The organism is Acidovorax sp. Root219, assembly GCF_001428665.1.
Taxonomy (GTDB): domain Bacteria; phylum Pseudomonadota; class Gammaproteobacteria; order Burkholderiales; family Burkholderiaceae_C; genus Acidovorax.
Map to the genome: position 1 here is coordinate 45211 of NZ_LMIJ01000046.1, position 26387 is coordinate 71597.

Sequence of the window (26387 nt, forward strand, 5' to 3'; positions counted from 1 at the left end):
ATCAGTGTCCCGCGCCCTGCTCGTCGGCCACGGCCGATCCCAGATAGGCCTCCTGCACGCGCGCATTGGCGCGCACCTTGTCGGGGGTGTCGAAGGCGATCACCTCGCCGTACACCACCACGGCGATCTTGTCGGCCAGGCCGAACACCACGCCCATGTCGTGCTCCACGGTCAGCAGGGTGCGGCCCTCGGTCACCTCCTTGATGAGGCCGATGAAGCGGGTGGTCTCGCTCTTGCTCATGCCGGCCGTGGGCTCGTCCAGCAGGATCACGTTGGCACCACCGGCGATGGTGATGCCGATCTCCAGGGCGCGCTGCTCGGCATAGGTCAGGTTCATGGCCAGCGTGTCGCGCTTCTTGTCGAGCTTGATCATCTCCATGAGCTCCCTGGCGCGCTGGTTGGCATCGTGCAGGTTCGACAGGAAGCGCAGGAAGGTGTACTTGTAGCCCATGCTCCACAGCACGCCGCAGCGCAGGTTCTCGAACACGCTCAGCTTGGGGAAGATGTTCGTGATCTGGAAGCTGCGCGACAGCCCCATGCGGTTGATCTCGTACGGGGCCAGGCCGTTGATGCGCTGGCCGTTCAGGATCACGTCGCCGCTGGTGGGGGCGAAGCGCCCGCTGATGAGGTTGAACAGGGTGGACTTGCCGGCGCCGTTGGGGCCGATGATGGCCACGCGCTCGCCGGGTGCCACCACCAGGTTGGCACCGCGGATGATTTCGGTCTTGCCGAAGCTCTTGCGCAGGTCACGCAGTTCGAGCGCGCAGGACGCTTGAGGGGTCATGGTATTGCTCACTGTGCCTCCCCCCGCTTGATGGCATGTTCGATCTCTTCCTGGATGGTGCTCCACTGGCGCAGGAACTGGCGCCGGCACATCTCGAAGAGCGCCAGGCCGGTGAGGAACACGAAGCCCGCACCGAACCAGGCCGTGAGGCCCTTGGCATCGATCATGGCGCCCATGAACTTGAGCTCGGATCCCAGGGCCGCGTTGAGCTGCAGGTGGTAGGTCATCTCCACCATGCATGCAGCACCCAGCACGGCCACCAGGCCGGTACCGGCCAGGCCCATGTACGACACCCAGAGCTGGCGCAGCTTGCCGTACTTGGCCAGGCGCAGGTTCATCATGATCAGGCTGGCGATGCCGCCAGGGGCGTACATCACCATGAACAGGAACACCAGGCCCAGGTACAGCAGCCAGGCCTTGGATATCTCGGACAGCAGCACCGAGGCCAGCACCAGCAGCACGGCGCCGATGATGGGCCCGAAGAAGAACGTGGCCCCGCCCAGGAAGGTGAACAGCAGGTAGCCGCCCGAACGCAGCACGTTCACGCTGTCGGCACCGGTCACGATCTCGAAGTTGATGGTGGCCAGCCCGCCGCCGATGCCGGCGAAGAAGCCCGCGATGATGAACGCGAAATAGCGCACGCGCTGCGTGTTGTAGCCGATGAACTCCACGCGCTCCGGGTTGTCGCGCACGGCATTCAGAATGCGGCCGAGCGGCGTGCCCGTGAAGGCGAACATGGCCGCCGTGCAGACGAAGCAGTAGGCGGCAATCAGGTAGTACACCTGCATGCCAGAACCGAAGTTCAAGCCGAAGAAGGGCTTGCCGTAGACGCGGTCGGTGGTGATGCCGCCCTCGCCGCCGAAGAACTCGGGGAACATCAGCGCCATGGAGGCCACCAGTTCACCAATGCCCAGCGTGATCATGGCAAACGTGGTGCCCGACTTCTTGGTGGTCACGAAGCCCAGCAGGATGGCGAAGAACATGCCTGCCAGCCCGCCGACCAGTGGAATCAGCACCAGCGGGATGGGCAGCCCCCCCTTGGTCGCCATGTTCATGGCGTGGATGGCGATGAACGAGCCCAGGCCCGTGTAAACCGCGTGCCCGAAGCTGAGCATGCCGCCCTGCCCCAGCAGGATGTTGTAGGACAGGCAGATGATGATCAGGTAGCCGATCTGCGAGAGCATGGTCAGCGCCAGGCCGCTGCGGAACACGTGGGGGGCCACGATCAGCATCGCGGCGAACAGCGACCAGACGACGAAGCGGCCCACGTTCCACGGCTTGAACCGGTAGTGGGAGGTGCCCTGTGGGGCGCTGGCCTGTGGCGCAGCGCCGGAAACGGTGGTGGTGGATGAGGTCATGGCATCAGTCCTCGCGGGTGCCCAGCAGGCCCTTGGGACGGAAGATCAGGATGAGCACCAGGAACAGGTACGGAAGAATGGGCGCCACCTGGGAGATGGTGAGCTTGAGCAAGGGGTAGCCGAAGGTCTGGTCGGTCACCGCCACGCCCAGGGGTCGCAGCACGTGGATCATCGAATAGTCGAGCGCCACCGCGAAGGTCTGCACCAGGCCGATCAGCAGCGAAGCCAGGAACGCCCCAGTCAGCGATCCCATGCCGCCGACCACCACCACCACGAAGATGATGGAGCCGACCGAGCCCGCCATGGCCGGCTCGGTGACGTAGGTGTTGCCGCCAATCACGCCGGCCAGGCCGGCCAGGGCCGCGCCGCCGCCAAACACCAGCATGAACACACGCGGCACGTTGTGGCCCAGCGCCTCGACCATCTCGGGGTACTTGAGCGCCGCCTGGATCACCAGGCCGATGCGTGTGCGGGTGAGCAGCAGCCACACCGACACCAGCATCAGCAATGCGATCAGCATCACGAACGAGCGCGACCTGGGGAACTGCGTGCCGTACAGGCTGAACAGCGGGCCCTGCAATTGCGTGGGCAGACCGTAGGGCACCGTGGCACGGCCCCAGACGAGCTGCACCAGCTCGAGGATCAGGTAGGACAGGCCGAAGGTCACGAGCAGCTCAGGCACGTGGCCGAACTTGTGCACGCGGCGCAGGCAGTAACGCTCGAACGCAGCACCGAGCGCGAAAACGAGGAGCGGCGCCAGCACCAGCGCCGGCCAGAAACCGATGACGCCCGAGATGCTGTAGGCAAAGTAGGCACCCAGCATGTAGAAGCTGGTGTGTGCAAAGTTGAGCACACCCATCATGCTGAAAATCAGTGTGAGTCCCGAGCTCAGCATGAACAGCAGCAGCCCGTAGCTCACGCCATTGAGCAGGGAGATCACGAAAAACTCAGGATTCATTGGAATTTTTCAGGTCAAGGGTAAAAAAAGAGGCCCGAGCCAGGTCGGGCCTCGATACGCAGCAAAGGCCTGGTCAGGCCCCTATGGGCGCTTATAGGCGCTTATGGCCGCTTATGGTCGCTTCATCTGGCACGAGGTGGGCGTGCTGGCCACGAAGGGCTCGTAGTACTTCACGGGCACAAAGGTGTAGCCGGTGCTTTCCGAGTCGAGCGGGAACTTGCCGCCGGCCTTCTCCCACTTGGAGATGAACAGGCCCTGCTGCAGCTGGTGGTCGGTCTTGCGCATCTCGACTTCGCCATTGAAGCTCTTGAACTTCATGCCTTCCAGGGCCGCCGCCACCTTCACAGGGTCGGTGGACTTGGTCTTCACGAAGGCTTCGGTGAGCATGGAGAAGGCGTGGTACACGGCTCCGGTGTACATGTCGTCGTTGAACTTCTTCTTGTAGTCCACCACGATCTTGTTGATTTCGCCCGGCAGGTTGATGTGCGCGTAGGCCACCATGTACACACGGCCAGCGGCGGCCGAGCCCATTGCGGTCGGGCTGCCGGTGACGGAGCCGTAGTAGGTGTAGAAGTTGACGTTGTTCAGGCCGGCGTCGTTGGCGGCCTTGATCAGGAGCGCCAGGTCGGAACCCCAGTTGCCGGTGATCACGCTGTCGGCGCCCGACTGCTTGATCTTGGCGATGTAGGGCGAGAAGTCGCGCACCTGGGCCAGGGGGTGCAGGTCGTCGCCGACGAATTGCACGTCAGGGCGCTTGCGGGCCATCATTTCCTTGGCGTACTTGGAGACCTGGTGGCCGTGCGCGTAGTTCTGGTTGATCAGGTAGACCTTCTTGACTTCGGGCATGTCCTTCATGAAGGTGGTCAGCGCTTCCATCTTCATGGAGGTGTCAGCGTCCAGGCGGAAGTGCCAGTAGCTGCACTTGCTGTTGGTCAGGTCCGGGTCCACGGCGGCGTAGTTCAGATACACGACTTCCTTGCCGGGATTGCGTGCGTTGTGCTTTTCCAGCGCATCCATGATCGCCAGGGCCGGGCCCGAGCCGTTGCCCTGCACCACGTAGCGCGCGCCCTGGTCCATGGCCGAGCGCAGTGCGCTGGTGGTCTCTTGCGGGCTGAGCTTGTTGTCGATGCCGATGATCTCGAACTTCACTCCGGCAGCGTTCTTCTTGTTGAACTCTTCGGAGATGAACTGGAAGCTCTTGAGCTGGTTGGTTCCCACGGCCGCCATCAAGCCCGAAAGCGGGTCGAGCCAGGCGATCTTGACGGTCTCACCTTTTTGAGCGAATGCGGCGCCAGCGCTCGCCAACAGGACGGTGGCTGCTACAGCCTTCATAGCGAATTTCATGGTTTTGTCTCCTTGTAAATCGACACGACGCAGCGTACCGCGTTGCAACACGACGCCCCTCAGGGATTGCCCCTACCGGCGTCGCCCACGTGACTGGCGGGCACTCCCCCGAGCGCCGCACCAGCCTGGGGCAGCGCTGACAACAGCCCTCGCGACCTTCGCGAAGACCTGCCCAGCGCAGCCCCGGATCACAGGCCCGGAAGCCTGTAATCCTTGAGTTGCTCACGCAACTTTGTCTTGAGCATCTTGCCCGTGGCACCGATAGGGATGGCCTCCAAGAACACCACGTCATCGGGGATCTGCCACTTGGCGGTCTTGCCCTCGAAGAAGGCCAGCAGTTCCTCGCGCGTGACCTCGGCGCCCGGGCGCTTGACCACGGCCACGATGGGGCGCTCATCCCACTTGGGGTGCGGCATGCCCACGCACGCAGCCATGGCGATGGCCGGATGGGCCATGGCGATGTTCTCGATGTCGATGGAGCTGATCCACTCGCCGCCGGACTTGATCACGTCCTTGCTGCGGTCGGTGATCTGCATGAAGCCGTCGGCGTCGATGGTGGCCACGTCGCCCGTGGGGAACCAGCCGCGGCCCTGCGCGTCCTTGACCAGCGGATGGCCGCCCTCGCCCTTGAAGTAGCTGTCCACGATCCACGGGCCCTTGACCAGCAGGTCGCCATAGGTCTTGCCATCCCAGGGCAGTTCCTCACCGTCGGCGCCGACGATCTTCATGTCCACGCCGTAGATGGCGCGGCCCTGCTTGAGCAGGACCTTCATCTGCTCTTCCTTGGGCAGCGCCAGGTGCTTGTTCTTCAGGGTGCACAGCGTGCCCAGCGGGCTCATCTCGGTCATGCCCCAGGCGTGCAGCACTTCCACGCCGAAGTCTTCCTTGAAGGCGTGGATCATCGCGGGCGGGCAGGCCGAGCCGCCGATGACGGTGCGCTTGAGGGTGGAGAACTTCAGGCCCGCAGGCTTCATGTGGCCGAGCATCATCTGCCACACCGTGGGCACACCGGCGGCGTAGGTGACCTTCTCGGACTCGATGAGTTCGTAGATCGACTTGCCGTCCATGGCCGGGCCGGGGAACACCAGCTTGCAGCCCGTGAGCGCAGCCGAATACGGGATGCCCCAGGCGTTGACGTGGAACATGGGCACCACCGGCAGCACCGAGTCGCGGGCCGACAGGCACATCACGTCGGGCAGTGCTGCCGCATAGGCGTGCAATGTGGTGGAGCGGTGGCTGTAGAGCGCGGCCTTGGGATTGCCCGTGGTGCCGCTGGTGTAGCACATGCTCGATGCGGAGTTCTCGTCGAACTCGGGCCAGGCGTAGTCGGGCGAGTGGGCACCGATCCAGGCCTCGTAGCTCGTGAGGCCGGGGATGCCGGAATCCGCAGGCAGCTTGTCGGCGTCGCACAGCGCCACCCATTTCTTCACCGTGGGGCACTTGGCGTGCACCGCCTGCACCAGGGGCAGGAAGGTCATGTCAAAGCACAGCACCTGGTCTTCGGCATGGTTGGCGATCCACGCGATCTGCTCGGGGTGCAGGCGCGGGTTGATGGTGTGCAGCACGCGGCCCGAGCCGGAGACGCCGAAGTACATCTCCATGTGGCGATAGCCATTCCAGGCCAGCGTGGCCACGCGGTCGCTGAACTGCAGGCCCAACCCGTCGAGCGCATTGGCCAGGCGGCGCGCGCGCTGGCCCAGGTCCTTGTAGGTATAGCGGTGGATGTCGCCCTCCACGCGCCGCGAGACGATTTCGGCGTCGCCATGGTGGCGTTCGGCGAACTCGATCAGCGACGAGATCAACAGGGGTTGGCTCTGCATCAGGCCCAGCATGTGTGCTCCTTGAATGTTGTGGTGAAGTGGGCAATCATCGTAACGCGCGCTGGCCTGCTGCGGGGTCTCCGAAGCGCCCCTTTCGGCTGCGTGCCACGCGGGCTTCCTGGCTGCGCAGTGTGCGGCGTGGGCCGCTTGGCGCCAACACCTGTCGCCCGCCCGACAAAGGCCAAGGGATTACCCTGCATGCCGCTGTGCGCTGCGAGAATTGGCAGCATGCTCTGCCTCGCCCCGCACGCCCAGCGCTTCATCACCGCCCAGCCCTGGTCCGCCGGCCTGCCGGCGGCCATGCAGGAGCGCGTGCGCGCCGAAGTGTTCGAAGAAAGCGGTGACAAGGGCGACGTGATGATGCCCGCTGGCAGCGCCGTGCAGGGCTGGCACGCCGTGCTCTCGGGCCTGGTGATGCTGCAAAGCCCGGCCAGCCGCGGCCGCGCGTCGGCCTTCATCGGCGTGCCCGATGGCGAATGGTTCGGCGAAGGCTCGGCCATGAAGCCCGAGCCCCGCAGGTACCACGTGGTGGCCCTGCGCCCTACCCGCCTCATGTGCCTGCCGCTGCCGGTCTTTGCCGCGCTGCGCGAGAGCAGCCTGGCCTTCAACCAGTTCCTGGTGCTGCACCTGAACATGCGGCTCGGGCAGGCCATGACCATCATCGAGGCCGGGCGCACGCAGTCCACCGAGCACCGCGTGGCGCTGTACCTGAGCCGCCTGTTCTGGCCCAGCACGCGCCGGCTCAACCTGACGCAGGACGAGCTGGGCCAGCTCGTGGGCCTGTCGCGCCAGACAGTCAACCGCGTGCTGCGCTCGCTCGAAGGCATGGGCATCGTGTCGCTGGATTTCGGCAAGGTGGCCATCGTGGACGACGACGCGCTGGGCGCATACCTCGCCGCCACCGCAGCCGCCTGAAAGGACATTAAAAGGGGCATCAGGATCCTGGCTTACTGGAGGCTCAGGCGCGTGGCCTTCTGGTCGGCGTCGAAGATGAACTTGCGCGGCCAGGGCTGCCACTCCTGGCCCAGGCCCGCATGGTTGGGGTTGCCGGTGTGCACAAAGGCACGCACGCTGTCCATCATCACGCCCGAGAGCGCCAGCCGGCCCGGCTGGTTGGCCGTGCTGTTGGCCGCTTTGGCCAGCAGCGAGGGGCCGAAGTTGCCGAACACGAAGGGCAGATCGAAGCCGTGGGCTGCGCCGTACACATCGTTCCAGGGCGCGGGCTGCTGGGCCCAGTTGAACTGGTAGCTCCAGACGTTGGTCTGCTGCGTGCGCAGGGTATTGAGCAGGCTGTCGCGGCTCGGCTCGATGAATACGCTGCCCAGCAGCTTCATGCGCGCGTTGTAGCCCGTGGCAGGGGCTGTGACCGGCAGGTAGGAGGCATCGACGATGTCCGCCACCGTGAGCATGGTGGGCGCATCGGGGTTGAAGGCCTGCGTCATCGCGAAGCGCTCGGCGTCGCTGATCTTCATGCCCGGCTTGCCGCCCAGGAGGGCGAGGAACGGGGCAAAGAGCTTGGCCTCGTCGGCCGTGTAGCCCGAGAGCACTGGCACCTTGTGGTAGCGTCCGGCCGCCATCTCTGCGATCGGATCCACCGGCAGCACCACGCCATCGGGGATGGGGCCCGAGCCCGTGAGCCCGCTTTTCAGCACCGTCTGCAGCACCACGCGGCCGTCCTTGCCACGCAGGTAGCTGGCGGTCTGTGCAGGTGTCCAGCCAGCCACCAGCGCCGCCGCAGCTGCAGCATCGGGCGCCAGGCCATCGGCCAGCGCCAGGGCCGCCAGCAGCGCAGCCGACTGGCCCGCGTATTTGGAGGCAGGGTTGAGCGTGGGGATGGAGCCTGCAGGCAACTGGCTCGCCAGCGAGGTGCCACCGCTGATCGGCAGGGCCTTGTGGAACAGGCCCGCCGCCTGGGGCGAGGTGAGCAGCGCCAGCACGTTGCCGGCACCGGCCGACTGCCCCATCAGCGTGACGTTGCCCGCATTGCCGCCAAAGTTGCCGATATTGCGCTGGATGAACGACAGGGCCTGCACGTTGTCGAGCAGCGCGTAGTTGCCGGTATAGGCCTGCGTACCGGTATGCAGCTGCGGCATCTGGAAGAAGCCCAGCACGTCGAGCCGGTAGTTGGCCGTGACCACCACCGCGTTGGCCGAGCGGGCCAGAGCCGCCCCGTCATAGACCGGGTCGGCCGTGTAGCCCGAGATGGCGCTGCCGCCGTGCAGGAACAGCAGCACGGGCAGGTTGTCCTGCGTGGTCGCAGGGCGCCAGATGTTCAGCGTCAGGCAGTCCTCGTTGCCCACGGGCGTGCCCAGGGTCTGGCCGATGCTGTCGTCAAAGCGGTTGTTGGCCCCGGGGCCATACAGGCGCCCCATCTGCAGGCAGGCATTGCCAAAGCGCGTGGCATCGCGCTCGCCGCTCCAGGCCACAGGCGCCACGGGGGGCTGCCAGCGCAGCTCGCCAACGGGGGGCCGGGCAAAGGGGATGCCCTTCCACGAATAGGTGCCCGTGGTGGCGCTGGCATCCACGCCGCGCACTGAGCCGTACGCGGTCTCACGCATCTCGGGCGCAGTGCCCGAACCACCGCCACAGCCGGCCACCGCCAGCACGGAAAGGACTGCTCCCAGGCATTGCATACGCCAGCGCACATCGACCATGTCTTGTCTCCTTTGGGGTTTTCTCAAAACGGGTCGGGCCTCTGTGTACAGTAACGTGACGCCAGGGCACAACCTCGACGCCGATTGTGGAAAGGAGCAGGCCTTTCGCTACTATCGCAACCTTGCCAAAACACTGACTTCAGCTCCCACCTCGCGTAAACCCTGAGCCCACCGTGACCTCGATCGCAACCCGATGACCCCCCGCACAAGTTCCGCCGCCTGGGTGCGCGGCACCACCGACATGATGGCCGCCGAGGGCCTGCCCGTGGCCGAGCTGTGCAGCGAGGCCGGCATCGACCTGGCGGCGCTGCAGCAGCCCCATGCGCGCGTGGATGTGGACCGGATCAGCCAGCTGTGGGAGCTGGCCGTGGCGCGCTCCGGCAAGCTGGACCTGGGGCTTTGCCCCCAGCTCACCGCGCGCTATGGCAACGTGGACGTGGTGGGCTACGCGCTTGCATCGGGCCCGAACCTCATGGTCGGCTTTCAGCACCTCACGCGCCACATGGCGGTGATATCCGACTGCACCGCGTTCGAGCTGGAGCGCGAAGCGCGCGGCTACTGGTTCTCCATCGCGCACATCGGCGGTACGCGCCCGGTTCCGCGCCAGCGGGTCGAATACGCGCTGCTCACCCTGTTCACGCTGTGCGGCTGGCTCACGCGCCGCGAGCTCAAGCCCATCGCCGTGGAACTGACCACGCCGCAGCCGGCGCCTTGCAGCGAGGCACGCTACGAAAAAGCCTTCGGCCTGCTGCCCCGCTTCGCGCAGCAGGCCAGCCGCATCCTGCTGGCCGAGGCCGACATGCTGGCCGACATCCCCACGCACAACCCGAGCCTGTGGGCCATGCACGAGCGGCTGGTGGAGACCGAGCTTGATCACCTGGGCCACTCGCTGGCGAGCACGCGCGTGCGCGCTGAGGTGGCGCGCATCCTGCACAAGGGCGAGCCGCGCCGCGACGACATCGCCGCGCGCCTGAACATGACCGACCGCACCCTGCAGCGCCGGCTGCAGGCCGAATCGGCCACCTACCAGCAACTGCTGGACGACACGCGCTGCGAACTCGCACGCCAGTACCTGGCCGACCCGCGCCGCAACCTGACCGAAGTGGCCGACCTGCTGGGTTTTGCCGACCAGAGCAACATGTTCCGCGCCTGCAAGCGCTGGTTCGGCATGCCGCCCGGGCAATACCGGGCACTGCTGCAACAGGGGGTCTGACAGCTGCACCCGGAACGCACCCCAGCGCTCAGGCGCCTTCCGGAATCAGCCCCTTGCTGTTGAACGCGATCTGACCATACATCAGCTCATAGACCAATTGCTTGATCTCGATCTGGTTGAACGGATCACCCTCCTTGAAGCTGGCCTCCCACTCCCGCGTGCCCTCGTCGTTGAGCACCACCGCGTCGGGGCGCAGGCGCACCGCAAAGATGGGCAACCGGGTTCCGGTAAGAGGATTGAGCGTGAGAAACAAGACCCGGCCCCACACCGCCTCGGCACCATCGCTGCAGATCAGCAGGTAAGGCGACGATTCACCCGAGGGCGTGGTGATCACCACGTCCTGCCCCACATCGGCCACGAAGAAGCCCACATCGGGCAAGCCGCTGGCCTGCTTGAGCGAGGCAAGAAACGCGGTATACGCCTGCCGGATTTCATGGCAGTCGCGCGCCCTGCGCAAAGCTGTCTGGCTGTTGGAAGGCATCTTCTCTGTGAACATAGGCAATCTCCGGTAGATCACCGACCGTGGCAGGTGGGGAGGCTGCGGTCAAGAAAATTAAGACCATCGCAAAGGCGGCCATGGGCCGGCGCAAGAGAGTCGGGCTTCAGGCTTTGCGCCCCGGCACCATCTGGATGGTGGCCAGCCCCACCTGGCGGCGCGGTACCAGCCAGTGCACCCACAGGCCCCGCAGCCAGGCCAGGGTGAAGACCACCGCCAGCGCCAGCACACCCCAGTGCTGGGCCTGCCAGGCGATGTAGAAGGCAAATGGCTGCGCCATCAGCCCGGCCAGGCAGGCCAGGCGGCGCGCAGGCTCATGGGCGGACTGGGACAGCCACACGGCAACGGCGCCGAGCACTGCGATGGCCCATTGATCGAGCGTCATGCCAGCGATCTCTGCGCCCGGCATCAGGCCAGGCGCACTTCGAAGTACGCGCCATCGACCTCGCCCAGGCCCTGGTAGCCGGCCTCGCGGGCGGCATTGGCCGCCTTCGTCCACTGGCCGGCCATGGCCAGGTCCTCGGCGCTGACATCATTGCCGTCAGACTCTTCCAGTTGCATCACGGCACGCAGCGCATCGGCCACCACGTCGGGGCCGCCCAGCTTGCGCTCCAGCACACGCAGGTAGCGGGCCTCGGCAGCTGTGCGCTCCTTGGCCGGCAGTTCAGGGTAGTCGCGCAGGGCGACGCTGTAGGTGGTTTCGATGGTGTCCATGGGTGGCTCCTTCTAGATACTGTAAAAATATACAGTATTTCAAAGACAAATGCACCCATGGCGGGCCGGTGTGGCGGCAATGCACCACGCGCAGTGCCTCAGGCCACGGCCATGGCAGCGCGGGCCACCTGGTTGCGCCCGGCCCGCTTGGCCTGGTACAGGGCCTCGTCGGCGCTGCCGTAGGCCGCGTCGAAGCTGCTGCCGCGCTCCTGCCAGCTCACGCCAAAGCTGGCGGTCACACGGCTGCCGTCCGGCAGCTGGAAATCATGGGCCGCAATCGCCCGGCGCATGCCTTCGGCGGCGTGGCCGGCAGACTCGAGCGAGAGACCGGGCAGCAACGCCGTGAACTCCTCCCCGCCCACGCGCCCGATCTGGGCGATGGAGGGTGCCACGCCCTTGAGGCAATCCACCACGCCGCAGATCACCGTGTCGCCCACCGGATGGCCGAACGAATCGTTGACGCGCTTGAAATGGTCGATGTCGAGCACGATCAGCGCCAGGCTGTCGCTGGCCAGGTAGCGGTTGGAGCGCTCGATGATGGCCGCACGGTTGAGCACGCCGGTGAGCGGGTCGTGCGTGGCGCGGTACTCCAGTTGACCGGTGAGGTCCTGCAGGCGCTGGTTGAGCTGGTTCATCTCCAGCTCGGCGCGGTCGCTGCGCCGCACCATGCGGCGCGTTTCGCGCAGCAGGCGCTCGTAGGAGGTCAGGAGTTCGCCCAGGGCATGGCGGTGCAGCCCCGGGGAGCCGGCTGCGTCGTCGAAGGCCAGGCGGGCCGCGAGCAAGGCACGGCTTTCGGCGTCGAACAGGTCAGGTGCGTCGGACATCGAAACCCGTCACGCCGATTTCACGGCGTGGTTGACGAACTGGATGGCCGTGAAGTCGTCCTTGAGCTCCTGGCCGAATTCGAAGATCGTGTCGTCCTCTTCATCGTGGAACCAGTTGAGCACCACCTGGTTACCCGCCTCGGCGGCATCGCTGAGCAGGCCGACCAGGTTGAACAGCATCTTGGTGCTGGAGCTGTTGAAGTACGCCAGGGCAATGCTGACCTGGATCTTCTGGTCGCTGCGGGCGCCCAGGTAAGCCTGCAGCTGGCGCAGGATGTCGCCATAGAACGCGGCGGCATTCTCGGGGTACGACTCGCCGCGCAGGCTGAGCGTGTTCTCGTCGAACTTGAAGTCCACTTCCGGCGAGCTGGGTGTGGGGGGTATGTAGAGGTTGTCCATCCGGGATTTCAGGGTGTGGGGCCGGGGGTGTGAACCTGGGCCCGAAAACAGAAGAATGTCAGGTCATCGCGGCGCTGGTGGCTGCCTTGCCAATCCTGCAGCGCCTGCTGCATGGCGGCATTCAGTTGCGCGGGGGTCTGCTCGCGCTGGGCGACGATCACCTCCTGGATGCGGCGCTTGCCGAAAGTGATGGCCTTGGGGCCACCCACCTGGTCGATCAGGCCATCGGTAGTCACGAACACCAGGCTGCCAGGCGCCAGGGCCACCTTCTGGTTGGTCCAGGTGTGGTCGAAGTCACTGTCCACGTAGCCCACGCCCTTGCGCTCGCCAGCCACCACCTGCACCGCTTGCGCACCGGGGGCCAGCACGAAGAGCGAAAGGTTCGCGCCGGCAAAACGCAGCTCGCGCGTGGCAGGCTGGTACCAGAAGCAAGCGGCGTCCATGCCGTCGTCGGATCCCGGTGTGTCGTCCTGGCCGTCCATCTGGCCGAGCATCTGCTTGATGCTGCGGTTGACGCTGGAGAGCAGTTGCGCCGGATCGCGCGGCCCGTACTGCTCGATGGCCTTGCCCAGGGTGCTCGATGCGATCAGCGTCATGAAGGCGCCCGGCACGCCGTGGCCGGTGCAGTCGGCCACCATGGCGAACCAGCCGTCGGGCATGGCAGTGAACTGGTAGAAGTCGCCGCCCACCACGTCGCGCGGCTCCCACACCAGGTCGGCATCGGCCTGTGCCTGCACCAGGGCATCGCGCGATGCACGCAGCATGGAACGCTGGATCACGCTGGCGTACTCGATGCTGTGCATCACCTGGCGGTTGCGCGCGGCCTGCAGTTCGGCCACCACGCGCATCAGCTGCAGGCCATGGCCCACGCCGACGAAAGCGCCTTCGCGGGCGACGATGAAGCCGTCCGACAGCGCCTTCTCGCCGTATTCCACGGTCTTGAATGTCAGCTCCTCGATGCCCATCTCGGCGTCGACGATCAGCGGCGCCTTGTCCATGAAGGCGATGCAGTTCTTGCGCCCGTAGATTTCCCAGCGGTAGGGCTTGCTCATCTCGGACATGAAGATGTCGCGGTTGATCAGGCCAATGGGGCGCCCGCCCTCCACGACCGGCAGGCTGATCAGGTCCTTGTGTTCGCTGAAGATCTCCATGACCTTTTCATTGGTCTCTTCCACCGCCATAAAGGGCACCTCGGTGCACATGTCTCCAGCGCTGGGCTGGCGAAAACGCGGGCGGCAGTCGTGCAGATAGGCGGGGAGTTCGGACATGAAGAGGGTGACCCATGCGGCAGGGAATGACACCAGAGCTTACAAGTCGCATATTGCGATTGCGTGACAAAAATCCCTGGCCTGGGCGCCATGTCATTCACCTGGCGCCATGCGCGGCACCAGGCGGCCATGCCCTGCCTGCCATCGGCCGGCCAAGGCACGAGCCGGCGCCACCGGCGTGGCGGAGCGCGGATCGCGGCGCACCAGTTGCTGCAGGTACTGTGTCAGCGGCATGGGCCTGGCAATGCCAAAGCCCTGCACATAGTCCACGCCGTAGGCCGCCAGCAGCGAGCACTGGGCTGGCGTCTCGACAAACTCGGCAATGGTCGTGAGCCCCATGGTCCGGGCCACGTCGCAGATGGCCAGCACGATGCGCTGATCGACCCGCGAGGAGAGTACGTCGCGCACGAAGCTGCCGTCGATCTTCACGAAATCGAGCGGCAGCGACTTGAGGTAGTCGAAGGTGGCGAGGCCCGTGCCGAAATCATCGAGCGAGGTGCGCGCCCCCATGGCGCGCAGGCTGGCCAGCAGGTCCACCGCGCGGCTGCGCTGCACGATGCCGGCGGTCTCCGTGACCTCGAAGCAGAACATTGCGGGGTCGAGCCCGCTGGTGGCCAGGCACTGGTCGATGTGGGCCAGCAGCCGCGGGTCCGACACCGACGAGCCCGACAGGTTGATGGCCACCTTGCCCAGGTCCCTGTGGGTGATGCCATGGGCCACGAGGGCCGCGAACACCTGCGTGATGACCCACCGGTCCACCTGGGGCATGAGCCCATAGCGTTCGGCCAGAGGCAGGAACTCCCCAGGCAGGTGGTTCGATCCATTGCCCGACGCCCAGCGCAGCAGCACCTCGACCCCCAGGTCGCCATCGTGGTCGCCGTGCGCCGAGCGGATGGGCTGGCAGGCCAGCCACAGGCCACTGGTCTCGGGGTTGCCAGCCGGCAGGCGCAGCGCGTCCTTGAGCGCCTCGACCTGCGAAAGCTGCCCTCGGCGGATGCGCATCAGGTGGCCCGGCGCCAGGTCACCGCCGTGCGCATGGCGCTCGCTCAATGCGGGATCGCCGTCCACCTCGCACAGCAGCATCAGTGCCGCCAGGATGTCGTCGCCCAGGGCCTGCCCCTCGTCCAGCGGCAGCAGCCCGAGCGCGGCCTGGATGCGCACACTGTGCTCGGCAAAGACATAGCGGCGCCCGTCGAGCGCGGCGCGCAGCTGCAGCAGCCGCGCGTCCACATCCCCCCCTGCCAAAGGCACGGCCACCACGAAGAACCCATCGCGTGGCCGCGCGTAGATGCAGCTGCGGCCCCACTGGTTGCGCAGATAGATCGACATGTCCTGCTCGATCTCGCGCGTGCGGCCCAGGCCGATCAGGCCCACCACATGCTCCAGGTTGTGCAGGCTGATGCCAATCAGGTACAGGGGACCCGGCCCCGCTGCCTGGAGGGCCTTGAGCAGGCCGCGCTCGTTGAGAAATCCCGTCAGGCCATCGTTGCTGGCGGCCTCGTGCAGGCTGCGCTCCATCTGCCGGCGATGCTCCATCGTCGCCGAGGCAAAGAAACTGAGCGCTGCCAGGCAGACCATGAGCACGGCCTGGTCCAGCACCGCCAGGTAGGGGCTTTGGCCGGCCACCAAAGGCGGCGCGAAGGCCAGCAGGGTCAGTGCCGAGAGCGCCGTGGTCAGGTGCACGAACAAGGGGCTGCCACGGTAGGCTGCCCAGGCCACCAGCAGAAAGACGATGTAGCGCGCCGACGGGCCCACGCCCATGCCTGCCAGGGAAGGGCCCCAGTGCGCAAGCGACATCACTGCCACCAGCCCAGCCAAACAGAAGGTCTGCCAGCGGGCCCAATGCAGCGGGCCTGCTCTCCAGCCGCCATCCAGGGCATGGGCGGCCAGCTCGGTCAGCCGGCAGAACAGCAGGATGCCGAACACCTCGGACATGCCCATGACCCCCGCCACGCGCAGGACACCGCCCGGCTGCTCGCCCGGCGTGAGCAAAAACTGCCAGCTGCCCAACGCCGTGAGGACCGCCGCCCCTGGCAGCACGGTCAGCGCGTGGAAGCGGATGGCTGTAGCGACCGGGTTGCGCTCGGCCTCGCTGCGCCGGTCACGCTGCACCAGCCACCACACCAGCGACACAGCGGCCACCAGGGCCACCACGCCGATCAGCGATTGCATCACGGGGATGCCATGCAGCGCATGCCACAAGGCCACCGCTGCCCCCAGGTACCACAGCATGCGCAGCCCATACGCCAGCACCAGCCCGATGGCAATGCCATCGGCCGGCCAGATGAGGCTCATGTCCAGGCTGCCAAACGCATAGGCCTGCGAGGCCTCGGCGACCAGCATCCACAGCAGTGCGCCCGCTAGGCCGCGCTTGTCGTCGAACGCCAGGGAATGGGAGGTTGCGGGAAAGGGTTGCGAAGGCATACGGGGCTTGCAGGAAGGAGCAACCTGCAAGTTGCCAGGTCACACGGCGGACCTACCCACCTTCGCAGGCCAATGTGACAGCAATGCGGCAAAGCCCGGTGTTTTCACGCAGTTCTTGCACCCTGGCACGCCCAGTTCGCACGCCCCAGGGCCTGCGCCCGCCACATCACTGCAATCAAACCGTCACAAATCCTCCCTAGCATCGTTGTCACAAACAACACGATCCAAGAGGCATCCACCGGTGGAAATCCGCAAGTTCGTCGCCCCGCTCCTCGCCGCCCTGTTGCTGGCCGGTGTCGCGGGGGGTATCTGGTTCTCCAACACCAGCGTGACCGGCGAACGCAATGCCCAGGAGGCTGCCCGCATCGAGCAGGCCCGGCAGGTCCAGGCGCGCGGCCTTATCGGCTCGGAGAAGGAGGCCTTCTTTGCCGACCCGCGCGTGCAGCAGGCCCTGGCCGCGCGCGGCATCACCGTGGTGATCGAGAAAGCCGGCTCGCGCGCCATTGCCGGACGCTACGACGCCAAGGCCTACGACTTCGGCTTTCCCTCCGGTGCACCCGCCGCCGCCCAGCTCAAGGCACAGGCCAAGGCCAGCGCGGTATTCACGCCCTTCTACACCCCCATGGTGCTGGCCAGTTGGCGCCCCATCGCCGACATCCTGGTGGCCAACGGCATCGCCGAGCGCCAGGGCGACATCTATCACCTGGTGGACCTGCCGGCCCTGATGGACTTGATCGAGAAGGGCAAGCGCTGGCGTGACCTCAAGGGCAGCCAGGCGTTCTCGACCAACAAGTCGCTGCTGATCAGCTCCACCGATGTGCGCACCTCCAACAGCGCCGCCATGTACCTGGCGCTGGCCAGCTACCTGGCCAACAACCAGCAGATCGTGCAGAGCCAGGCCGATGTGGAGCGGGTGCTGCCCACGGTGGCGCCGCTGTTCCTGCGCCAGGGTTTCCAGGAACAGTCCTCGTCCGGACCGTTCGAGGACTACCTGGCGCTGGGCATGGGCAAGGCACCGCTGCTCATGGCCTACGAGTCGCAGATGGTGGAGTTCTGGCTCAAGCACCCGAACAAGATCAAGAGCGACATGGTGCTCATGTACCCCAGGCCGACGGTATTTTCCAAACACGTGCTGGTGCCCTACACGCCCGCCGGCGCGCGTGTGGGCGAGGCGCTGGAGAACGACCCCGCCCTGCGCACACTGGCCAATGAGTATGGCTTTCGCACCGGTGGCGATACGCGCGGACCCGAAACCTGGGCCCAGCGCGGCATCGCGGTGCCCGAGGTGCTCGTCGACGTGATTGATCCGCCCAGCCATGAGTGGCTGGAGCGAATGATCGAGGCCATCGAAACCCGCTTCAAGTAAGGACTGCCTCATGACCGACACCATCTCCAGGCCCGATCCCCTGCAACCGCCCACCGCAACCGCAGCAGCGCAGGCCTTCGTGCTGGAGCCCCCTGCGCCGGTCGCGGCCGTGCCCATCGAATCGGCCAGCGGGCGCGTGCGCCTGAAACCCGAGGACGTGCAGGCCCTGGACACCCAGGTGCGCCGGTTCATCGACGACATCACGGTGAACGACAGCCAGCACCCCAAGTTCAAGGAAGCCGTGGAGCGCATCCATTCCATGGGCAACAAGGACATCGAGGCCTCGGCCAGCGTGTCCAACCGCATGCTGGAGCGGCCCGTGCAGTCCATGCAGAACGGCCTGTTCGGCAAGGGCACGGAGATCGGCCAGGGCCTGATCGACCTGCGCCACCAGATCGAGGAGCTCGACCCCTCGCGCCAGGGCGACCTTTTCTCGGTGCGCAAGCTGCTCGGCATCATCCCCATGGGCAGCAAGCTGGTGGCGTACTTCGACCGTTACCAGTCCTCGCAGGCGCATCTGAACGCGATCATCGAGACCCTCAAGCGCGGCAAGGACGAGCTGATGCGCGACAACGCCGCCATCGACCAGGAAAAGCAGAACCTGTGGTCGCTGATGGAGCGGCTCGAAAAGTACATCCACATCGGCAAGAAGCTCGACACCGAGCTGCAGGCCAAGGCCTACTCGCTGGACGCCGCAGACCCCGAGAAGGCCCGCGTGGTGCGCGAGGAGATGCTGTTCTACACGCGCCAGAAGGTCACCGACCTGCTCACGCAGATGAGCGTGAACATCCAGGGCTACCTGGCACTGGACATGATCCGCAAGAACAACCTGGAGCTGATGAAGGGCGTGGACCGCGCGACCACGACCACCATCTCGGCGCTGCGCACGGCGGTGATCGTGGCCCAGGCCCTGGCCAACCAGAAGCTGGTGCTCGACCAGATCAGCGCACTCAACACCACCACCGGCAACCTGATCGCATCCACCAGCGAGATGCTGCGCGACCAGAGCGCGGCCATCCACCAGCAGGCGGCCTCGGGCACCATCGACATCGCCAAGCTGCAGCAGGCCTTCCAGAACATCTACCAGACCATGGACACGATCGCCGACTTCAAGCTCAAGGCGCTGGACTCGATGCAGACCACGGTGAACACGCTGACCAGCGAAATCGACAAATCGCGCGCCTACCTGGAACGTGCACGCGGCACGGCCGAGGCGGCCAGCGCCAGCACCGAGGTCCGGCTGTGAGCAGCCTGCGCCGCGCCTGGCGGCAGTTGGCGAGAGCCACCGGCCTGGCGCTGTGCATGGCCCTGGTCGCCTGTGGCCAGCGCGAAGAGGCCGCACCGGCAAGCCCGGCCACAGGGCAGCAGGCGACGTTCAGTGTGCTCGCTGGCTCGGAGATCAAGGACATCGAACCCGCGCTGCTCAAGGCGGCAGCCGACGCCAACGTGCGCCTGCAGCTGTCCTACGCAGGCACGCTGGACATCGTGGAGCGCATCAACGCCGGAGAGCAGTTCGACGCCATCCTGCCGCCCAACGGCGCCTACCCGGCCCTGGCCCTTGCGGCCAAACCGCTGGCGCGCGAAAAGCTCTTTTACTCGCGCGTGGCTCTGGGCGTCAAGACGGCCAAGGCCGCCGCGCTGGGCTGGGACAGGCAGGCCCCAACCTGGGCCGACATCGCCAAAGCCGCAGGCGCCGGGCGCCTGCGCTACGCCATGACCAACCCGACGAGCTCCAACACCGGCATGAGCGCGCTGTTCGCCGTGGCCTCGGCCGTGGCCGGCAAGACCGAGGACCTGGACATCGCCGAGGTCAACACCCAGGTGCTGACCGCCTTCCTGTCGGGCCAGAAGCTCACGGCCGGCAGCTCGGGCTGGTTGGCCGAGGCCTTCTTGAAGGACCCCTCGGCGCTGGACGGCATGGTCAACTACGAGGCCGTGATCCTGCGCACCAACGAGAAGCTGGCCGCAGTAGACAGGCTCGCCCTCGTCTACCCCAAGGACGGCGTGATCTCCGCCGACTACCCGCTGATGCTGCTGCGCCCCGAGCAGCGCGGGGCCTATGACCGCCTGGTGGCCGCCCTCAAGGGGCCTGCGCTGCAGCGCCAACTGGCTGCCGATGCCTTCCTGCGCCCCACTGCGCCGGACATCGCCCTGCCCGCCAGCCTGCCCAGCGATGCGGTGGCGGAGCTGAGCTTTCCCAACCGGCTGGAAGTGATCGACGCAGTGCTCTCGGCCTACCAGGGCGAATGGCGCCGGCCCGCCACATCGATATTCGTGCTGGACACCAGCGGATCAATGCAGGGCCCGCGCATCGACGCCATGCGCGAGGCCCTGAAGGTGCTGGCCGGGGGGCAGGCGAGCACGGCCAGCGCGCGCTACGCGCGCTTTCAAAGCCGCGAGCGGGTGGTGCTGCTGTCATTCTCCGACACCGTGGGCGATCCGGTGCGGGTCAACTTCGAGCGCGCCTCGCTGGCGGGCAGCCAGGCCCAGGTCACCGCCTATGCCGATGCGTTGAGCGCCTCGGGTGGCACCGGCATCTATGCAGCCCTGCTGCAGGCCCAGGCTCTGGCCGCCAAAGAGCGCGCCAGCGACCCCGAGCGCTACGTGAGCATCGTGCTGCTCACCGACGGCGTGAACACCGATGGCCCGAACCTCGACGCCTTCCGCAACCGCATGGCCGGCAGCGGGCAGGCAACGCGCGTCTTCCCCATCCTGTTCGGCGAAGCCAGCAATGCAGACATGGGGGCCCTGGCCCAGCTCACGGGCGGGCGCGTGTTCGACGGGCGCAAGGCGGCGCTGGCGCTCGTCTTCAAGGAGATCCGGGGTTACCAGTGATGCCAACCGTTTCCTCCACCGGCAAGGCCGGGCAGGGCCGCCGCCCGCTCAAGCTGCGGCTGCTGCTCACCCTGTACAGCAACGGCAACATCGCCGGCTGCGCGCTGGCGCTGCTCGGGCCGGTGCTGCTGTTCGCGGGCGTCATCGGCCCGGGCTGGCTGATCATTACCGCCGGGCTCTATGCGGGAGGCTGGCTGCTGGGTTGGGCCGGCCGCCAGGCGCCCCTGATCGAGCGCCGCATCGAGGACACGCTCACCATCGAAGAGACGCTGGCCCGGCTTGACACCCTGGCCGCAGGCGTTGCGCCGCACCTCACGTCCGACATGAACGGCCACCTGCGCAGCGTGCGCACCTCCATTGCCGAGGTGCTGCCGCGGCTGCTCGGCGAGCGCAGCCACCACGACGCCAACCTGTTCACCGTGCGCGAGACGGTGCTGCGCTACCTGCCCGAGACACTGGCCAACTACGTGGCCCTGCCGCCCGCGTTTCGCACCACCCATGTGCTCACGGACGGCAAGACCGCGCGCCAGATCCTGGCCGACCAGTTGGCCCTGCTCGACGGCAAGATGCGCGAGATCGTGGCCAACGTCGCAGGGGCCGATGCGCATGCCCTGCTGGCCAACGGCAAGTTCCTGGAGATGAAGTTCCAGCAGCCGGACTTCCTGGCGGGCATGGCCTGATAGCTGGATCGGAGCGGTCAAAAGGACATTGGCTGACAGGCCGCGCAGGCATCCTGCGCTACGCTGGCCGCGCCACTCCCTCCATGCCGCCCATGCCCCCTGCCCTCGCCCACCCCCGCCTTCCTGCCAACCGCCGCGCACAGGCGCTCTCCACGGCATTCGCGGCGCTGGCCAGCCTGGCACCTTGCGCAGCCATGGCGCAGGCCAGCGAAGGCGGCACCCTGGCCCCCGTCGAAGTGCAGGGCAGCGCCCAGGCCCAGCGGCGCTTTGACAGCGCGGCCAGCCATACCAGCGTGCAGGTCGATGGCTTCACCGCGCCCACGCCACTGGTCAACCTGTCGGAGCTGCTGGCAGGCCAGGCCGGCGTGGTGGCACTGGACCGGCAGAACTACGCGCAGGACCTGCAGATCGCGGTGCGCGGCTTCGGCGCCCGCTCCACCTTCGGCGTGCGCGGCGTGCGCATCCTGGTGGACGGCATCCCCGCCACCATGCCCGACGGCCAGGGCCAGGCGGCCACGGCGCAATTGCAGTCCGCCGCGCAGGTGGATGTGCTGCGCGGCCCGCTGGCCCAGCTCTATGGCAATGCGGCTGGCGGCGTGCTGCAGGTGACCACGCGCGAGCCGCGCGAGGGCGGCGCAGCGCAGGCTTCCATCGCGGCAGGCTCGTTCGGCCAGCGCCTGGCGGATGTGTCGTTCGACTTCGGCGACCGCACGCTGGGGGGCTTGCTGGACGTATCGCGTTTCGAGACCGACGGCTGGCGCGCGCACAGCGCCGCGCGGCGCACCCACCTCAACGGCAAGCTGGTGGCGCGCCCCGATGCGGACACGAAGATCACCGCCCTGATCAACCTCTACGACCAGCCCGGTGCTCAGGACCCACTGGGCCTGACCCGCGCGCAGTTCAACGCCAATCCGCGCCAGGCACCCGAGGTGGCCGGCACCTTCGGCACGCGCAAATCAGTGGCGCAGAACCAGTGGGGCCTGGTGCTGGAGCGGCAACTGGGCGCGGCCGACAGCGTGCGCGCACGCGCCTATGGGGGCAAGCGCTCGCTCACCCAGTACCTCGCGTTCAGCGGCGCAGCCGAGAACAGCGCCGGCGGCGTGGTCGACCTTGACCGCGACTACCACGGCCTGGGGCTGGCCTGGACGCACAGCGCGAAGATGCCGTCGGGCCTGCCGCTCACCTGGACCCTGGGTGTGGACGCGGATCGGCTGGCCGAGCAGCGCCAGGGGCTGGTCAACCAGAACGGCGAGCCCGGCGCCCTGCGCCGCAACGAGCGCGACCGAGCGGGCAATACCGACCTGTTCGCGCAGGTGGACGCATGGATCACGCCCACCTGGCGTGCCGTGGCCGGCCTGCGCAGCAGTCGCGTGGACATGCGCGTGAGCGACCACTTCATCACCCCGACCAACCCCGACGACAGCGGTGCCCGCACCTGGCGCCAGACCAGCCCGGTGCTGGGCGTGGTGTGGAGCGCCAGCGACCAGCTCAACCTGTATGCCAACCTGGGCCGGGGCTTCGAGACCCCGACCCTGGCCGAGATGGCTTACAGCCGGGACAACACCGGACCCAACTTCGGCCTGGGCGCCTCGCGCAGCCGGCAGATGGAGATCGGCGCGAAGTGGCAGGCACAGGGGCACCAGTTGCAGGCGGCCTGGTTCGATGCCCGCAGCCGCAGCGAGATCGTGCCCGCCGCCACGGTGAACGGCCGCACCATCTTTCAGAACGCCGACAACGTGCGCCGCCGTGGGCTGGAGCTGGCGTGGAGCGCGCAGGCCGGCGCCTGGAAGCCGCGTGCCGCCTACACCTATCTGGAGGCGTTCTTTGGCGATGCCTACACCGGCGCAGGGGGCGCCCGCGTGGCGGCTGGCAACCGCCTGCCCGGCACCGCGCGCCATGTGGCGCAATTGGCGCTGGACTACACGCCCAGCGCCGCCTGGCAACTGGGCGCCACGCTGGATGTATCCGGCAAGGTGTTTGCGAACGATGTGAACAGCGAAGCCGCACCCGGCTTTGCGGTAGTGGGCCTGCGCGCCGGGTACACCTTCGGCAAAGCCACCGAGAGCCCGCGCTGGCAGGCCTGGGCGCGCCTGGATAACCTGATGGACCGGCGCTACGCCGGCTCGCTCATCGTGAACGACGGCAATGGCCGCTTTTTCGAGCCCGCCGCCGGCCGGCGATTCATGCTCGGACTCCGGGCCCAGTTCCTGTAACCGCCAGCGCGAAGACCCTGCCCCCTACCCTGCAGGAGAAAAGCCCGCAGGCGTATCCTGCCGCCCCTGGCGCCAGGTCTTCACATCGGGAAACTCGCGCGTGCAGCCCGTGCACAGCAGGCGCTCGGTGGCGCGCAGAACCCCAAGGGTGTCACGTGCCACGACGCGGCGGTAGCTAGTCGCACCGCAAAAGCCGCAGGAATTCGCAGGAGAGTATTTGGGGGATTGCATTACTGATTGCTTATACAGCACTGGCCCACTGCACCCCGGCGCCGGAATATTACCCCTTCTGCGCGCATCCATGGTTTCGCGAATTTTGACAACAAATGGCAGAAAAAGACATCGCCTTGCCATCTATTTGTCAAAAATTCACCGCCAGCGCCTATTTTTCGGCCAGCAGGGCATGTAACACCTGCAACGCCCGGGCCCCGCTTTTCAGGATGCTGGCCCATATGAACGAAAATACGCGGTTTTGCCCACCGGGGACTGCCCCCGATGCCAGCCCTCCCAAGGAGGCTTGGCGCAGTGGATTGGTTTTTTCCGGATGCCCCTACCCCACCGACTCGATAGTTCACGCCTCGTCGTCCTGCTTGCGCAATGGACGCAGGCGCAGCGCGCGTCGGTGGGCAGCGATGTGGCCGGGCAACTCGGCCAATGGCTGAGCGTGGTGGACGCGGTCGAGCTCAACGGCTCGCTGCGCTCCATAGAGACCCATGCCGCGCAGGCGCCAGTGCCGCAGGACCTGGCCCTGGATGTCCTGGCACTGGAGGAGATCTTCCAGAAAGCCAAGGCGGATCTCACGCGCCTGGCCACGGCACCCGCCAAACCGGCCAGGCCCGTGCGCGAGCGCGCAGACAACACGCCCGTCGAGCAGCCCGACCCGCAGGCCCAGGCCGATTTCGCGGCCCACGGGCCACGCTACCTGGAACAGCAAAAGCAGATGGACATGCGCTTGGTGGCACTGCGCGCCCAGGTGCGGGCCGGTCTGCTCAAGGGCTCGGCCACGCTCAGGCAGTTGGCAGCGCTGGACGGGGTGATGGAGCAGATGCTGGGCGCACGCGAGCAGCGGCTGTGGGCCTCGCTGCCCGGCCACCTGGAGCGGCGCTTCGTGCAACTGCGCAAAGCCCACCAGGCGCGGCTACAGGATTCAGGCCAGGCCGATGACCCGATGCGCTGGCGCCGGGCGGGCGGCTGGCTGGCCAGCTTCGAGCAGGACCTGCAGGCCCTGCTGCTGGCAGAGATGCAAGTGCGCCTGCAACCGATCACGGGGCTGCTGGAAGCAGCCCGCAACGAGACCAAAAGAACGGGTATTCAGGAATGAACAAGAGTGTGATGGCCGGCGTGTTTGCAGCCGGCCTGGCGGTGGTGGGATGGGTGGCCTGGGGGTTCGTGGGGACCAGCCCGCTGGCGCTGGCGATGACGGCGGTGATCGCCGGGGTGTACCTGCTGGGCGCCTATGAGTTGACGCAGTTCCGCTCGGCGAGCACCTCGCTGGCTGCGGCGCTGGCCGACGACCCGGCACCGCCGCAGGCGGACCTGGGTGCCTGGCTGGAGCGCCTGCACCCTGCCTTGCGCACGCCCGTGCGCCAGCGCATCGAAGGCGAGCGCGTGGCCCTGCCCGGTCCGGCCCTCACCCCCTACCTGGTGGGCCTCTTGGTCATGCTGGGCATGCTGGGCACCTTTCTGGGCATGGTGGTCACCTTCAATGGCGCCGTGTTCGCGCTGGAGGCATCGTCCAACCTGGAGGCCATCCGCGCGGCACTGGCCGCGCCCATCAAGGGCCTGGGCCTGGCGTTCGGCACCTCGGTGGCCGGCGTCGCCACCTCGGCCATGCTGGGCCTGATGTCCGCCATCGCCCGCCGCGAGCGCCTTCAGGTGCTGCGCCTGCTCGACACCCGCATCGCCACCGTGCTGCGGCCCTTCTCGGCGACCCACCGGCGCGAAGCGATGTTTGCCGCCTTGCAGGCCCAGGCCCAGGCCATGCCACTGATTGCCGAGCGCCTGCAGGGCCTGATGGAGGGCCTGGAGCGCCGCCATGGGCAGCTCAACGAGCAATTGGTCACCCAGCAGCAGGGCTTTCACCGCGATGCGGCCAGTGCGTACACCACGCTGGCCAGCACCGTGGGCGCGTCGCTGCAGGAGAACCTGACCACCAGCGCCCGCCAGGCCGGCGAGACCATCCGCCCCGTGGTCGAACAGGCCATGACCGCCCTGGCACAGGAGGCCGAGCGCTCGCACCAGCGCCTGCGCGAGGCCACCGATGCGCAGATGCAAGCCCTGTCCGCCCAGTGGGAGGGCACAGCCCGCCAGGTCGCCGCCACCTGGACCGACGCGCTGCACAGCCACAAAGACACCCAGGGCCATCTGGTCGCGCAGCTCGATGGGGCGCTGCAATCCGTGACGCATGGCTTCCAGCAGCGCACCGGTGCGCTGCTGGGTTCGCTCAAGGAAACCGTGGACCAATCCCACGCCGCCCAGGCCGCCGCCGACCAGTTGCGGCTGGAAGGCTGGAGCCGATCCATGGAGAGCACGGCCAGCGCGCTCACTGCCGAATGGCAGCGCGCAGGCGCCCAGGCCGCGGCACTGCAACGCGAAGTGGGCCAGGCAATGGCCGGCGCCGCCACGCAACTCGACCAGGCCCTGCAGAGCGCCAGCCAGGCCTTTGACCAACGGGCCGGCACCCTGCTCGTTTCGCTGCAGGACACCGTGGCGCAATCGCACACCGCCCAGGCGCAGGCCGACCAGCAGCGCCTGGAGGGCTGGAACCGCTCCATGGAAGGCATGGCCGGCACCCTCNNNACGCGCCGGCGCCCAGACAGTGGAGCAGCAGCGCGCCGCAGGCCAGGCCCTGGTGGGTGCTACCGAGCAGCTCGACCGGGCACTGCAGGCGGCCACACAGTCCTTCGAGCAACGCGCCAACGCCCTGCTGGCATCGCTGCAGGACACGGTCGCCCAATCCCACACGGCCCAGGTCCAGGCCGACCAGCAGCGCCTGGAGGGCTGGAACCGCTCCATGGAAGGCATGGCCGGCACCCTC

At 67.0% G+C, this 26387-nt stretch carries 23 protein-coding genes; 9 read left to right on the top strand and 14 right to left on the bottom strand.

The window, feature by feature from the left end; all coding sequences use genetic code 11:
- Position 1: 1 nt before the first annotated feature.
- From ASE28_RS28715 to ASE28_RS28735, 5 genes are all read right to left on the bottom strand, one after another.
- Positions 2 to 784, bottom strand: coding sequence for an ABC transporter ATP-binding protein (locus tag ASE28_RS28715; RefSeq protein WP_057205957.1), 783 nt, complete (start codon positions 782 to 784; stop codon positions 2 to 4).
- An 8-nt stretch (positions 785 to 792) separates the two neighbouring features.
- Positions 793 to 2142 carry a branched-chain amino acid ABC transporter permease gene (locus ASE28_RS28720; protein ID WP_057205954.1) on the bottom strand — a complete coding sequence of 450 codons (1350 nt, stop codon included), beginning with the start codon at positions 2140 to 2142 and terminating at the stop codon, positions 793 to 795.
- Between the two features lie 4 nt (positions 2143 to 2146).
- Positions 2147 to 3100, bottom strand: coding sequence for a branched-chain amino acid ABC transporter permease (locus ASE28_RS28725; RefSeq protein ID WP_057269501.1), 954 nt, complete (start codon positions 3098 to 3100; stop codon positions 2147 to 2149).
- A 111-nt stretch (positions 3101 to 3211) separates the two neighbouring features.
- Entirely contained in the window at positions 3212 to 4444 is a 1233-nt protein-coding gene (locus tag ASE28_RS28730) for a branched-chain amino acid ABC transporter substrate-binding protein (RefSeq protein ID WP_057205952.1), read from the bottom strand.
- Between the two features lie 188 nt (positions 4445 to 4632).
- Positions 4633 to 6276, bottom strand: coding sequence for a 3-(methylthio)propionyl-CoA ligase (locus ASE28_RS28735; RefSeq protein WP_057205950.1), 1644 nt, complete (start codon positions 6274 to 6276; stop codon positions 4633 to 4635).
- Positions 6277 to 6492: 216 nt separating this feature from the next.
- Here ASE28_RS28735 and ASE28_RS28740 point away from each other — a divergent pair, with 216 nt between their 5' ends.
- Positions 6493 to 7179, top strand: coding sequence for a Crp/Fnr family transcriptional regulator (locus ASE28_RS28740; protein WP_057269502.1), 687 nt, complete (start codon positions 6493 to 6495; stop codon positions 7177 to 7179).
- 32 nt (positions 7180 to 7211) lie between these two features.
- On the opposite strand, the gene ASE28_RS28745 is transcribed toward ASE28_RS28740, so the two are convergent.
- Positions 7212 to 8918 carry a carboxylesterase/lipase family protein gene (locus ASE28_RS28745; protein ID WP_057269503.1) on the bottom strand — a complete coding sequence of 569 codons (1707 nt, stop codon included), beginning with the start codon at positions 8916 to 8918 and terminating at the stop codon, positions 7212 to 7214.
- A 193-nt stretch (positions 8919 to 9111) separates the two neighbouring features.
- Here ASE28_RS28745 and ASE28_RS28750 point away from each other — a divergent pair, with 193 nt between their 5' ends.
- On the top strand, positions 9112 to 10131 hold the full coding sequence (locus ASE28_RS28750) for an AraC family transcriptional regulator (RefSeq protein ID WP_057269504.1): 1020 nt from the start codon (positions 9112 to 9114) through the stop codon (positions 10129 to 10131).
- A 28-nt stretch (positions 10132 to 10159) separates the two neighbouring features.
- Here ASE28_RS28750 and ASE28_RS28755 read toward each other — a convergent pair whose 3' ends face one another.
- The 7 genes from ASE28_RS28755 to ASE28_RS28785 all read right to left on the bottom strand — a co-directional run bounded on the left by ASE28_RS28755 (position 10160) and on the right by ASE28_RS28785 (position 16256).
- Entirely contained in the window at positions 10160 to 10627 is a 468-nt protein-coding gene (locus tag ASE28_RS28755; protein WP_057269505.1) for a hypothetical protein, read from the bottom strand.
- Between the two features lie 106 nt (positions 10628 to 10733).
- Positions 10734 to 11012, bottom strand: a complete 279-nt coding sequence (locus ASE28_RS28760) for a hypothetical protein (RefSeq protein ID WP_057206232.1) — start codon at positions 11010 to 11012, stop codon at positions 10734 to 10736.
- A gap of 23 nt (positions 11013 to 11035) precedes the next feature.
- A complete protein-coding gene (locus ASE28_RS28765; protein WP_057205941.1) occupies positions 11036 to 11341 on the bottom strand; it encodes a hypothetical protein in 306 nt (101 codons plus the stop codon).
- Between the two features lie 98 nt (positions 11342 to 11439).
- On the bottom strand, positions 11440 to 12165 hold the full coding sequence (locus ASE28_RS28770; protein WP_057269506.1) for a GGDEF domain-containing protein: 726 nt from the start codon (positions 12163 to 12165) through the stop codon (positions 11440 to 11442).
- 9 nt (positions 12166 to 12174) lie between these two features.
- The gene (locus ASE28_RS28775; protein WP_057269507.1) at positions 12175 to 12564 is read right to left on the bottom strand and encodes a DUF1987 domain-containing protein; all 390 of its coding nucleotides are present in this window, start codon (positions 12562 to 12564) and stop codon (positions 12175 to 12177) included.
- Between the two features lie 8 nt (positions 12565 to 12572).
- A complete protein-coding gene (locus ASE28_RS28780; protein WP_057269508.1) occupies positions 12573 to 13832 on the bottom strand; it encodes a SpoIIE family protein phosphatase in 1260 nt (419 codons plus the stop codon).
- A 93-nt stretch (positions 13833 to 13925) separates the two neighbouring features.
- Positions 13926 to 16256 carry an EAL domain-containing protein gene (locus tag ASE28_RS28785; protein WP_057269509.1) on the bottom strand — a complete coding sequence of 777 codons (2331 nt, stop codon included), beginning with the start codon at positions 16254 to 16256 and terminating at the stop codon, positions 13926 to 13928.
- Positions 16257 to 16497: 241 nt separating this feature from the next.
- Between ASE28_RS28785 and ASE28_RS28790 the strand changes: the two genes are divergently transcribed.
- The 5 genes from ASE28_RS28790 to ASE28_RS28810 all read left to right on the top strand — a co-directional run bounded on the left by ASE28_RS28790 (position 16498) and on the right by ASE28_RS28810 (position 23350).
- Positions 16498 to 17622 (top strand): hypothetical protein, encoded by a 1125-nt coding sequence (locus ASE28_RS28790; protein ID WP_057269510.1) that lies wholly within the window; start codon positions 16498 to 16500, stop codon positions 17620 to 17622.
- Between the two features lie 10 nt (positions 17623 to 17632).
- Positions 17633 to 18868 carry a toxic anion resistance protein gene (locus tag ASE28_RS28795; RefSeq protein ID WP_057269511.1) on the top strand — a complete coding sequence of 412 codons (1236 nt, stop codon included), beginning with the start codon at positions 17633 to 17635 and terminating at the stop codon, positions 18866 to 18868.
- Entirely contained in the window at positions 18865 to 20457 is a 1593-nt protein-coding gene (locus ASE28_RS28800; RefSeq protein WP_235516242.1) for a substrate-binding domain-containing protein, read from the top strand. Before ASE28_RS28795 ends, ASE28_RS28800 begins: the two co-directional genes overlap by 4 nt.
- A complete protein-coding gene (locus tag ASE28_RS28805; protein WP_057269512.1) occupies positions 20457 to 21137 on the top strand; it encodes a hypothetical protein in 681 nt (226 codons plus the stop codon). The genes ASE28_RS28800 and ASE28_RS28805 overlap by 1 nt, the downstream gene beginning before the upstream one ends.
- Positions 21138 to 21229: 92 nt before the next feature.
- Positions 21230 to 23350: a TonB-dependent receptor gene (locus ASE28_RS28810; protein WP_057269664.1), complete on the top strand. Its 2121-nt coding sequence runs from the start codon at positions 21230 to 21232 to the stop codon at positions 23348 to 23350.
- Between the two features lie 24 nt (positions 23351 to 23374).
- Here the strand turns inward: ASE28_RS28810 and ASE28_RS32395 are convergent, their stop codons facing one another.
- Positions 23375 to 23512 (bottom strand): hypothetical protein, encoded by a 138-nt coding sequence (locus ASE28_RS32395; RefSeq protein ID WP_157422172.1) that lies wholly within the window; start codon positions 23510 to 23512, stop codon positions 23375 to 23377.
- Positions 23513 to 23894: 382 nt separating this feature from the next.
- On the opposite strand from ASE28_RS32395, the gene ASE28_RS28815 reads away from it, so the two are divergent.
- The gene (locus tag ASE28_RS28815; RefSeq protein ID WP_057269513.1) at positions 23895 to 24671 is read left to right on the top strand and encodes a DUF3348 family protein; all 777 of its coding nucleotides are present in this window, start codon (positions 23895 to 23897) and stop codon (positions 24669 to 24671) included.
- The coding region (locus ASE28_RS33280; RefSeq protein ID WP_235516243.1) for a DUF802 domain-containing protein at positions 24668 to 26146 on the top strand (1479 nt) is incomplete at its 3' end. The genes ASE28_RS28815 and ASE28_RS33280, both read left to right, overlap by 4 nt.
- Positions 26147 to 26387 lie beyond the last annotated feature (241 nt).